Annotated in this window: 10 protein-coding genes; 6 read left to right on the forward strand and 4 right to left on the reverse strand. The window is 39.7% G+C overall.

Annotated features, from left to right (window positions below; genetic code table 11):
* Positions 1 to 120: 120 nt before the first annotated feature.
* From ADA56_RS08800 to ADA56_RS08820, 5 genes are all read left to right on the forward strand, one after another.
* Complete coding sequence (locus ADA56_RS08800; protein WP_049370190.1) at positions 121 to 2076, forward strand: site-specific recombinase; 1956 nt, start codon at positions 121 to 123, stop codon at positions 2074 to 2076.
* A 114-nt stretch (positions 2077 to 2190) separates the two neighbouring features.
* A complete protein-coding gene (locus ADA56_RS08805) occupies positions 2191 to 3120 on the forward strand; it encodes a LysR family transcriptional regulator (RefSeq protein WP_049370191.1) in 930 nt (309 codons plus the stop codon).
* Between the two features lie 9 nt (positions 3121 to 3129).
* A complete protein-coding gene (gene azlC, locus ADA56_RS08810; protein ID WP_049362213.1) occupies positions 3130 to 3855 on the forward strand; it encodes an azaleucine resistance protein AzlC in 726 nt (241 codons plus the stop codon).
* The gene (locus tag ADA56_RS08815) at positions 3852 to 4181 is read left to right on the forward strand and encodes a branched-chain amino acid transporter permease (RefSeq protein ID WP_049370192.1); all 330 of its coding nucleotides are present in this window, start codon (positions 3852 to 3854) and stop codon (positions 4179 to 4181) included. Before azlC ends, ADA56_RS08815 begins: the two co-directional genes overlap by 4 nt.
* Positions 4182 to 4302: 121 nt before the next feature.
* Positions 4303 to 4548 carry a YgjV family protein gene (locus tag ADA56_RS08820; RefSeq protein WP_049370193.1) on the forward strand — a complete coding sequence of 82 codons (246 nt, stop codon included), beginning with the start codon at positions 4303 to 4305 and terminating at the stop codon, positions 4546 to 4548.
* Positions 4549 to 4569: 21 nt separating this feature from the next.
* On the opposite strand, the gene ADA56_RS08825 is transcribed toward ADA56_RS08820, so the two are convergent.
* The 3 genes from ADA56_RS08825 to guaB form a co-directional block, all read right to left on the reverse strand.
* Positions 4570 to 5502 carry an AEC family transporter gene (locus ADA56_RS08825; RefSeq protein ID WP_049370194.1) on the reverse strand — a complete coding sequence of 311 codons (933 nt, stop codon included), beginning with the start codon at positions 5500 to 5502 and terminating at the stop codon, positions 4570 to 4572.
* 86 nt (positions 5503 to 5588) lie between these two features.
* Positions 5589 to 7148 (reverse strand): glutamine-hydrolyzing GMP synthase, encoded by a 1560-nt coding sequence (guaA, locus tag ADA56_RS08830; protein ID WP_049370195.1) that lies wholly within the window; start codon positions 7146 to 7148, stop codon positions 5589 to 5591.
* 109 nt (positions 7149 to 7257) lie between these two features.
* Positions 7258 to 8721, reverse strand: a complete 1464-nt coding sequence (guaB, locus tag ADA56_RS08835; RefSeq protein ID WP_049370196.1) for an IMP dehydrogenase — start codon at positions 8719 to 8721, stop codon at positions 7258 to 7260.
* A 133-nt stretch (positions 8722 to 8854) separates the two neighbouring features.
* On the opposite strand from guaB, the gene birA reads away from it, so the two are divergent.
* Positions 8855 to 9769, forward strand: coding sequence for a bifunctional biotin--[acetyl-CoA-carboxylase] ligase/biotin operon repressor BirA (gene birA / locus ADA56_RS08840; RefSeq protein ID WP_080972362.1), 915 nt, complete (start codon positions 8855 to 8857; stop codon positions 9767 to 9769).
* 43 nt (positions 9770 to 9812) lie between these two features.
* On the opposite strand, the gene ADA56_RS08845 is transcribed toward birA, so the two are convergent.
* On the reverse strand, positions 9813 to 10634 hold the full coding sequence (locus tag ADA56_RS08845) for a DUF5718 family protein (protein WP_049370198.1): 822 nt from the start codon (positions 10632 to 10634) through the stop codon (positions 9813 to 9815).
* Positions 10635 to 11062: the final 428 nt, after the last annotated feature.

Here is an 11062-nt window from a genome sequence, read left to right on the forward strand (position 1 = left end):
TACGCCTTTTCTTTTAAAATCCTTTCAAAATTGACCGCACTTTTCCGCTCATTTTACTTTATCTAACAGAGCTGTATAATGTCTCGCTTTTGAATATAAACGATAGAAGGGGGAAAGCTCATGATTAAAACCGATACCTTACCGCAATTTTTGCGTAACAAAGTGGCGGAAAACGATGCCTTTGGTCTCGTAGAGGGCTTGTGCCAATTATTACGTAGCAGCCCCACAGAAAAAATTTCTCCGACCTTGCATTTATTTAAGTTTATCTTAAAGAACGATAAAGAATTAGGTTATTCTGTTTCGAAATTATTATGTGATTGGTTATGTGGTTTACGCCTTTATCCGTTGTTTATTAGTAGTGGCATTCTTACGCGTGGCGGTTTTGGGCAAGAAATGAAAACGCGTATTTATGAGCGTTTTAATCCTTCTTTTAAAGATATTAATGATTTACGTGATATTTTCTATTTATTGTTTAGCGATAAAAATGATGCCCGCTGGATAGATGCCGTCCCATTAAAAACGTGGCGAGGCGTATTTGGCGTTTTAACCCGTTATACAGAACAAAAAGATCGTGAACGGTTAAAAAATCATATTGAAAGTGAAGGGCTATTTGCCATTGAGATGCTTTCAATTTGGATTGCAGCTGAAGATATGGATCCTGAGCTGATGCGAATGGAGCCCTCTCTGTTGAATGCGGATTCACCTTTTGTGGCATTGCATCATGAAGTGGTTGATTGGGTAGAGGCGCGTCGCCAATCAACGGCTTTTGATGATAGCCATTTACAGGTAATGTTTGATCAATGTAAGGAATTGATTATTGGCTTACAGAAACGTGGGGCGGTAGTGGGATCATCCTTAAATACGGCGTATTTATTGGAACGTCTTTCCCAGACTTTAGAACGGTTAGAAACCTTGATGGCGATTTTTGTTTCAAATCGCTATTTGCCGCGTCGAATCTTATTATTAACCGGTTGTTTTGCCCGTGCAGCAGCAGAACGACATAGTATTTCGCGACTATGGAAACAAAGCTCAGGATTGATGGCTCGTAGTGTTACGCAGAATGCCGGCGATCATGGTGAGCATTACATTACTCGAGATAAAAAAGAGTATTGGGCAATGTTTTATTCTGCCGCAGGTGGTGGTGTATTAATTGCACTGATGGCGTTATTTAAAACCTATCTAGGCAGCATCATTGATGACAAAGTCTGGAAAGGGATTGCCGAAGGCTTAAATTACGGCTTAGGTTTTATGGTGATCTTTATGTTGCATTTCACAGTTGCAACCAAACAGCCGGCCATGACAGCCGCCCGTTTTGCTGAGGCTGTTGAAAAAACGCCTCAAGGGAAAACCGTCAATATGAAATTAGCCCAATTATTAGTGGATGTATTTCGTTCTCAAAGTATTGCTGTGCTAGGTAATGTGCTCATTGCGATGGGTTTAGCCGCATTGATTGCGTTTGGTTACCAATATAAAACAGGTGAACCATTGATGAATGCTGATCAAATCGCGTATCAGTTGCATAGCATTGATCCTTTTGCGGGAACCTTATGGTTTGCAGCTATTGCGGGGGTATGGTTATTCTGCTCGGGGATTATTTCGGGCTATTTTGATAACCGAAGCAATTATTTGAATATGCGTATGCGTTTAGCCCAACATCCGTTATTGAAAAAATTAATGTCTGAGAAGACTCGCGTGAAATTTGCTAATTATATGCATGAGAATTATGGCTCGCTAATTGGTAACCTTTGTTTTGGTATGTTGCTTGGGATTACCGGTGTGGTGGGGTACTTAACGCATCTTCCGTTAGATATTCGTCATGTAGCATTTTCATCTGCGAATGTAGGCTACATTGCAGTGAGCGGACAATTCACTTATTCATTACTTTTACAATGTATTAGTTTTGTATTGTTGATTGGTTTAGTGAATTTAATTGTCAGTTTTTCATTAACACTTTGGGTTGCACTGCGTTCTTTGAATGCGGAAATTGATAGCTGGTGGCCAATTTGGCATGAAGTTTGCCAAATTGTGAAAAAACGACCATTAAGCTTATTTCTTCCCATTCAATTAGATAAATAATCGTCTTAAGTGCGGTCAAAAATATCAACGTTTTTGACCGCACTTTCTTTTCGACAAATTTAATTTGCGCTATCATGTTGCTCATCTAATGCGATAACTTTATGAATTATTCTAATGAAACCCACATTTCTTGAACTTCGTCACCTCAGAACCTTGCTTGCTTTAAAGGAAACAGGCAGTGTTTCAATGGCGGCAAAACGTGTGTATTTAACACAATCAGCACTTTCTCATCAAATTAAGTTAATGGAAGAGCAATTCGGTTTACCTCTATTTGAGCGTAAAAGTAATCCATTACGTTTTACCGCAGCAGGCGATCGTTTGATTCGTCTTGCCAATGAAATTCTTCCAAAAGTGATTGATGCAGAACGTGAACTTGCACGCGTAAAACATGGTGATGCAGGGCAATTACGAATTGCAGTAGAGTGTCATACTTGCTTCGACTGGTTAATGCCGGCGATGGATGAGTTTCGTCAGCATTGGAGCCTAGTAGAATTGGATATCGTCTCGGGTTTCCATACCGATCCTGTAGGATTGTTATTATCTCATCGTGCAGATTGGGCGATTGTATCCGACATTGAACAAAACGATGATGTTTTATTTAAGCCGCTGTTTTCTTATGAAATGGTGGGGATCTGTTCTAAAGATCATCCATTAGCCAATAAAGAGGTTTGGCAGGCGGAAGATTTCGCTGAAGAAACTTGGGTAACCTATCCCGTGCCTGATGATATGTTAGATTTATATCGTCAAGTATTGAAACCGAAAGGTATTAATCCACCTCGTCGTACAACAGAGCTAACGATCGCTTTGATCCAGTTAGTAGCGAGTCGTCGTGGCATTGCTACCGTGCCTTATTGGGCAGCATTACCTTATTTAGAAAAAGGGTATGTGGTGGCGCGTAAAATTACAGAAGAAGGGTTGTACAGTAACCTTTATGCGGCAATTCGTAAAGAAGATGCTAATTTAGCTTATATCGAAGATTTCCATCAAACAGTAAAAGCACAAAGTTTTTCGACCTTACCTGGTTTGTCTGTTTTAGAGTTGTAGTAGGTCAATATGTCAGAAGTAGTGACAGAAAATCCCATCAAAGCCGCAGCAAAAGCGGCATTTCCTTACAGCATGCCAATGCTTGCCGGCTTTTTATTTTTAGGCATAGCATACGGTATTTACATGAAAGCACTTGGATTCGGTGTTTGGTTCCCTGTGGCAATGGCAGCACTCATTTATGCGGGATCAGTGGAATTTATTGCCGCTGCCGCCTTAGTTATGCCTTTTTCGCCTTTAAGTGTTGCGTTGGTTACGCTGATGGTCAGTGGGCGCCAAATTTTTTATGGCATTTCCATGTTAGAAAAATATGGTGCTCAACTCGGGAAAAAACGTTGGTATTTAATTAGTACCCTAGTCGATGAAAGTTTTTCCCTTAACTATATGGCGAAGATCCCCGATCATTTAGATAAAGGCTGGTATATGTTCTTTGTCAGTTTTTATCTCCATCTTTATTGGGTTGTAGGAGCCGGATTAGGTAATCTATTTGGTTCAATCATTCCTTTTGATTTAAAAGGGGTAGAGTTTGGTATGACTGCACTTTTCCTGGTGATTTTTGCTGAAAACTGGCTCAAAGAGAAGTCTCATGAGAGCTCATTATTAGGTTTAGGTGTGGCTTTTGCATCGCTATTAATTGTTGGGAAAGAGCACTTTTTAGTGCCAACACTCATTAGTATTTGGATTCTGTTAACCGTAAGACGTCCTAAACTTTCATCTAAATTGGAGGCACTAAAATGACATTGATGGAACAAATTATCACCATTGTGATTTGTATTGTGTGCGTGCAATTTACCCGATTATTGCCTTTCTGGATCTTTCCCGCCAATCGCCCGATTCCAGAATATGTTCGTTATCTAGGTAAAGTACTACCAGCCGCGATGTTTGGGATGTTAGTGGTGTATTGCTATAAAAATGTGGATGTGTTGAGTGGTTATCATGGCTTGCCAGATTTTATTGCGGGAGCTTTGGTATTGGGATTGCATTTCTGGAAAAAGAACATGTTTCTTTCTATCTCGGCTGGCACAATTTTTTATATGTTTTTAGTGCAAAAAGTCTTTATCTAAGCGAATGTTGAGCGAAATAAAAATTTCTTGATATTGCAATCGGTTGCCTTTATTTCGCCTCTTTTCCTCAATTCCAAAATCTTTTATGATGCCACCTCAATCATTGTTGACGGAGAGATTTATGGAATTTAATTTCATCGAATTATTAGGTTATTTGGCAACATTCTTTGTGGCTGCGTCTTTTTTATTTAAATCGATTGTTCACTTGAGAGTTGTTAATGCAATTGGAGCGGTACTTTTTGTCATTTACAGTTTGATCATCAAATCTTATCCAGTTGCGCTTCTAAACGCATTCTTAGTTTTCGTTAACTTATATCAACTTTATCGTTTGAAAAAAGAGCAGCCGGCATCAAAAGTGCTTAAATAATTGACCGCACTTTTCCACGATTTACCCCCAGATTTGATATAACGCAATCACCAGTGGCATAGTAAACATACAAAGCAGCGTCGTTACACCATAAATGGCGCTGGCTTTTTGTGGATTATTGTTATAAATCACCGCCATTTGTGTCACTGTCGAAGCTGAAGGGCTAGTGGTAGCTAAAAAGCTAATCAACACGATAATCTCACCTTTTTCAACCCAATGTACAAAGCCAACGAGCTTTATTAATACCAACAATACAAGCGGAATAATCAACAAGCGCAATAGCGTAACTAAATAAATGCGTTTGGATGCTACGATGCTCCGTAAAGGTATTGCAGCAATCAGCATACCCGCAACAAGCATGGCATTTGGGCCAATAAACAAGCCAATAGAAGAGAGTGTGCCATTGATGATGTTTGGCAACTTAATTTGAAAAGCAAACAAAAATGCGCCGATGAGAATTGACCAAATATTGATGTTTTTGGCAATCGTCTTCAGAGATAAATTTCCTTTTCCTACAATAATCAAACGGCAATGTGTCCAAAATAGAAAGGTTTGTACTACGATAAAACAACTGGCGTAAATGACCCATTCTTTACCAAATAGCGACATCACAATCGGAATAATTAAGTTGCCAGAATTAGAATAAATGGAAGTGGCGTGCTCAATGGGATCAAGGTTTAATAGACGCTTTAACAGATTGCCAATAATAATCAGAATAATGTGAAGAAATACCGCCATAAGTAGTGAAAGTTGCAAACCTTGCAGGATTTCAGGTGTGTAATCAATTTGAAAGGCTTCAATCATCACTGATGGGCTGATGACATAAAGCCCAATAATGGAAAGTGGTTTGCTATCTTCTGATTTTAATAATTTTGATTTAACCAACCCATAGCCAATAAGCACAATGAGTGTCAGTTCAATAATTTTGGTGCCGAGTAAAAAAGCGATGTCCATAGTGAATCTTGATAAGAAAAGTTGTAGATATTAAACAATAGATAAAAGAAAAGGGCAAAATAATTTGCCCTTTAAATTGATTTAGATTATTCCCACTCGATAGTTGCTGGTGGTTTTCCGCTGATGTCGTACACGACGCGAGAAATGCCGTTCACTTCATTGATGATGCGGTTAGATATTTTACCTAATAAATCGTAAGGCAAATGAGCCCAATGTGCGGTCATAAAGTCGATTGTTTCTACCGCACGTAGTGAGATAACCCAGTCATATTTACGACCATCGCCCATCACGCCTACAGATTTCACTGGTAAGAACACGCTGAAGGCTTGGCTGGTTTTTTCATACCAACCGCTGTTGCGTAATTCTTCGATAAAGATCGCATCTGCACGACGTAATAAATCACAGTATTCTTTTTTCACTTCGCCTAATACACGCACGCCTAAACCTGGGCCCGGGAATGGGTGGCGGTTGATCATTTCAGCCGGCAAGCCTAATGCTAAACCGATTTTACGTACTTCATCTTTAAACAATTCACGTAAAGGTTCAACTAAGCCAAGTTTCATATAGTCTGGTAATCCACCTACGTTGTGGTGTGATTTAATCACATGTGCTTTACCGGTTTTGCTTGCTGCAGATTCGATCACGTCAGGGTAGATCGTACCTTGTGCTAACCATTTCACATTAGTGAGTTTTTTCGATTCATCATCGAATACATCCACGAACACTTTACCGATAATTTTACGTTTCGCTTCAGGATCCGATACGCCTGCAAGTTCGCCTAAGAAACGGCTTTCAGCATCAACACGGGTAATATTTAAACCGAATTTGTCACCGAACATTTCCATGACTTGATCGCCTTCGTGTAAGCGGAGTAAGCCGTTATCCACGAATACGCAGTGTAAATTTTTGCCGATAGCACGGTGTAAAAGTAATGCAACCACTGAAGAGTCCACACCACCAGATAAACCTAAAATCACTTCATCATCGCCCACTTGCTCTTTAATACGAGCAACAGCATCTTCGATAATGTTTTCAGCTGTCCATTTGGTTTCACAACCACAAATGTTCACCACGAAATTCATCAATAATTCCAGACCTTTTTTGGTATGAGTTACTTCAGGGTGGAATTGTACACCGTAGAAACGACGGCCTTCGTCAGACATTGCCGCAATTGGGCAGGTTGGAGTCATACCGGTAACTTGGAAGTTTTCAGGTAAACGCGTTACTTTATCGCCATGGCTCATCCATACATCTAATTTGCTATCGCCATCATTTAAATGAGCGAAAAGTGCGGTCGGATTATCCATTAAAACAGAAGCATAGCCGAATTCACGATGATCAGAGGTCTCAGTTAAACCACCAAGTTGCATTGCCATGGTTTGCATGCCGTAGCAAATACCCAATACAGGCACGCCGGCATTAAATACATATTCAGGTGCACGCGGGCTGTTTTCTTCAGTAGTACTTTCTGGGCCACCAGAAAGAATGATACCGTCCGGATTAAATTCACGGATTTGTTCTTCAGTCACATCCCACGCCCAAAGTTCGCAGTACACACCGATTTCACGCACGCGACGTGCAATCAGTTGAGTATATTGTGAACCAAAGTCGAGGATCAGGATTTTATGGTTGTGGATGTTTGTCATTTATAATGCTCTTATTATTGATAATGTAGACGGTCAATTTTCTCCAAAATTTTGCAAAAATCAACCGCACTTTAAAATAACAAAAGGCGGGCAAAGCCCACCTCATGGATTAGCCCATACGATAGTTTGGTGCTTCTTTAGTAATCGTTACATCGTGAACATGGCTTTCTTTAATACCTGCACCACTGATGCGAACGAATTCTGCTTTTGTACGTAATTCTTCGATGGTTGCGCAGCCAGTTAAGCCCATGCAAGAACGTAAGCCACCCATTTGTTGGTGGATGATTTCTTTTAAGTAACCTTTGTATGGAATACGGCCTTCGATACCTTCTGGTACGAGTTTGTCTGCAGCGTTATCAGATTGGAAATAACGGTCTGATGAGCCTTTCGCCATGGCACCTAATGAGCCCATACCACGGTAAGATTTAAATGCACGACCTTGGTAAAGTTCGATTTCGCCCGGTGCTTCTTCAGTACCCGCAAACATAGAACCAACCATTACACAGCTTGCGCCTGCAGCGATAGCTTTTGCAATATCACCAGAGAAACGGATACCACCGTCCGCGATAACTGGAATACCACGATCTTTTAATGCCGCCGCAGCATCTGCGATAGCGGTGATTTGTGGAACACCAACACCGGTCACGATACGAGTGGTACAAATTGAACCTGGCCCGATACCTACTTTCACTGCGCTTGCACCTGCGTCAGCAAGTGCGATAGCACCTTCAGCAGTCGCTACGTTACCCGCAACGATAGGTAAGTTTGGATATTTTGCACGCGTTTCACGAACACGTTGTAACACGCCTTCTGAGTGACCGTGAGAAGAGTCGATTAACAATACGTCTACGCCGGCTTTCACTAAAGCATCAATACGTTCTTCATTACCAGGGCCTGCACCTACAGCCGCACCGACACGTAAACGACCGAATTCATCTTTACATGCATTTGGTTTTTGTTCCGCTTTTTGGAAGTCTTTAACGGTGATCATGCCTTTTAATTTGAATGCATCATCTACTACAAGTACTTTCTCTACGCGGTTTTGATGCATTAATTCTAAAATTGTTTCACGGCTTGCACCTTCTTTTACAGTGACTAAGTCTTCTTTTTTCGTCATTAATTGTGAAACAGTTTTGCTTAAATCTTTTACGAAACGCGTGTCGCGGCCAGTGATGATACCAATTAAGTTATTTTCAGCATCGACAACAGGGTAGCCCGCAAAACCATTTTTCTTGACCATTTCAGCAAGTGCTTCAAGGGTTAAATCTGGCGAAACAGTCACAGGTTCAGAAACGATACCACTTTCGAATTTTTTCACTTTACGAACACGATCTGCTTGGCGTTCGATCGTCATATTTTTGTGAATAAAGCCTATGCCGCCTTCTTGTGCTAAAGAGATCGCTAATTTGGTCTCTGTGACAGTATCCATCGCAGCAGAAAGCATAGGAATATTTAAGCGAATTTCTTTGGTGAGTTGAGTTGAGAGGTTAGCTGTGTTCGGAAGAACAGTTGAATGAGCAGGGACGAGTAGAACGTCGTCAAAAGTCAGAGCTTCTTGTTTGATTCTAAGCATGGCAATATCTCGCTGTTAAAAATTGTGTCAAAAAATATTGCGGCGAGATTATACAGATTTTTCATGTGGTTGAAAATGAATTTTTTCGCTTTTATGGTAAGATTTGCCAAGGTTTTTATGAGAAGGGATGAATATGCCATTGTTATTGGATTGTTTGTCTGATTGCCAACCTAAAGTGCGGTCAGATTTGATGTCGTTTTTAAATATTACGTCAAATGAATTGGCGCAAGAAATGGCATTGTTGAGAGAAGTGGGATTAAATATTCAAGAAGAAAATGAGATTTATCAGCTGATGCCAGAAATGCCCTTGTTAAATCCGCAAGCAATTTCGACCGCACTTTTCCCTTATTCTGTGCATTATCATCAAACCATTTCTTCAACAAATGAATTTATAACGAATCAAATTAACCAATTAAAAAAAGGTGATTTGTGTTTGGCAGAATATCAAACAGCAGGACGAGGACGTCGTGGTCGTCAATGGCTTTCACCGTTTGCAGGGCAGTTAATTTTCAGTTTTTATTGGACTATCGATCCTAAAAAAGCATTGGATGGATTAAGTTTAGTGATTGGTTTAGCGATTGCAGAAGCGTTAAATGCGAAAGTGAAATGGCCAAATGATATTTTGCTTTCAGGTCGAAAACTCGGTGGCATCTTGGTGGAGATCATTAATCATAAGAATGGGTTGCTTAATTTAGTGATTGGTATTGGGATCAATGTAAAATTGCCACAATCAACCGAAATTAGTCAGCCCTATGCACAATTAACCGAGCAGGATCCAAATATAGATCGTGAAAAGATCCTTATTAAAGTGATTCAACATATTTATTCTCGATTAGCTAAATTTGAAGAAAAGGGCATTGATGAGGAATTCATGCAACAATGGATAAACCATAATGAATTTTTTGGTGATGAAGTGAATGTCTTTACTGAACAAGGTGCGATTTCAGGTATAGAGCAGGGAATTGATAAACGTGGTTATTTAAAAGTCATAACCGATGAAGGCGAGCGGTATTTTAATGCCGGAGAAGTCTCTTTAAGAAGAAAGTAAACAAAAAGTGCGGTCAAAATTAACCGCACTTTTTATATGTATGCTAAACCACTTTCTGGATAAGCGCTGAAATGTCATCTGTAAATTTTTCATCTCTTGCCATTTTCTCAATTTCCTCAGCAGAATATTTTTCACCGTTATACACGACAACAATACTCAGATCATTGGGTTGCAAGAAATGCGTTTCACCGAACTCGGTATAACGGGTGGCGCCAATACTAATAATCGCTTGTTTCGGATAGTTTGCTTGCTCTAATAAAGAAGCAATATGATTCATCGGCCCCTCATCGGGTTGATTATTCATTCTATCCACGATCCAATCTAATAATTGTTGATGGAAATAGCTATAACCGATAGCGGGGCTGTCAATACCATACGTATTGAGCTCGCCATTGCGTTTATGGAAGCATGCAATACGATATTGATCAATTTCACTTCCTTTAATAAAGGAAGAAAGAGAGAGCAGTTTGGGTGAAATACCTTTACTTGCCGCGCCCCAGTTTTTCTTTTCACAGATTTTTTTTGCATTAGGACGACGAATAGAGCAGTCATTATAGGCTGCAAAATAGCGCGGAATAATTTTCTCAACTTGGTTTCTTTTATAGATAAGATCACAAATAAGCGCAATTTCAGGTTCAATTTGCAGATTATCAGCACCTTGTGGAAAATTAATTTGATTGTGACTTAAAGGAAAGGTAGAAAGAAAACCAGCTTTTTCGCTTGGCACATAAAACGGGAAAATTGCTTTTGGTTGAATGGCATTTTCTGTCTTAACTTGAGTGAAATCAGCGGCTTCGCCGGCCTGTTCTAAATGTCCTGCAAAATTGCCTGCTACCCCGAAACCAATCATTTGTTCAAAATTCATAAAGACCTCATTAGATTGCCTACTCTTTGGAGGTAATTTACCTTGAATATTGAATAAAGACAATTCACATTGATGATTAAATCATCAGACAATAAAAAAATTGAATTTTTTTGTAAAAAAGCACTTGCAAAGAATTCTGAAAGTCCTATAATACGCCCCACACAACGACGCGCTGTTGTGAAGCTTTAGTAAAACCAGTGCGTCGTTCTTTTTTGCTCTTTAACAATATATCAGACAATCTGTGTGGGCACTTGTTGATTGACTTGTTTTAAAAATATTTTTTAATTTTGAAGTCTTAATAGGTGCTAACTAGAAATTCATATACTTTTTAAGTAGTGACATTTTATGTCAGCAGTATTGAGCGATTAAACTTGAATTGAAGAGTTTGATCATGGCTCAGATTGAACGCTGGCGGCAGGCTTAACACA

The organism is Parahaemophilus parainfluenzae (assembly GCF_001055095.1).
In the GTDB taxonomy this organism is placed as follows: Bacteria; Pseudomonadota; Gammaproteobacteria; order Enterobacterales; family Pasteurellaceae; genus Haemophilus_D; species Haemophilus_D parainfluenzae_Z.

Bases quoted from the DNA above. Each gene is read 5' to 3' on its own strand.
- ADA56_RS08825 (WP_049370194.1), bottom strand. From the start codon at position 5,502: ATGGACATCGCTTTTTTACTCGGCACCAAAATTATTGAACTGACACTC.
- ADA56_RS08820 (WP_049370193.1), top strand. From the start codon at position 4,303: ATGGAATTTAATTTCATCGAATTATTAGGTTATTTGGCAACATTCTTT.
- ADA56_RS08800 (WP_049370190.1), top strand. From the start codon at position 121: ATGATTAAAACCGATACCTTACCGCAATTTTTGCGTAACAAAGTGGCG.
- guaB (WP_049370196.1), bottom strand. From the start codon at position 8,721: ATGCTTAGAATCAAACAAGAAGCTCTGACTTTTGACGACGTTCTACTC.
- ADA56_RS08805 (WP_049370191.1), top strand. From the start codon at position 2,191: ATGAAACCCACATTTCTTGAACTTCGTCACCTCAGAACCTTGCTTGCT.
- guaA (WP_049370195.1), bottom strand. From the start codon at position 7,148: ATGACAAACATCCACAACCATAAAATCCTGATCCTCGACTTTGGTTCA.
- birA (WP_080972362.1), top strand. From the start codon at position 8,855: ATGCCATTGTTATTGGATTGTTTGTCTGATTGCCAACCTAAAGTGCGG.
- azlC (WP_049362213.1), top strand. From the start codon at position 3,130: ATGTCAGAAGTAGTGACAGAAAATCCCATCAAAGCCGCAGCAAAAGCG.
- ADA56_RS08815 (WP_049370192.1), top strand. From the start codon at position 3,852: ATGACATTGATGGAACAAATTATCACCATTGTGATTTGTATTGTGTGC.
- ADA56_RS08845 (WP_049370198.1), bottom strand. From the start codon at position 10,634: ATGAATTTTGAACAAATGATTGGTTTCGGGGTAGCAGGCAATTTTGCA.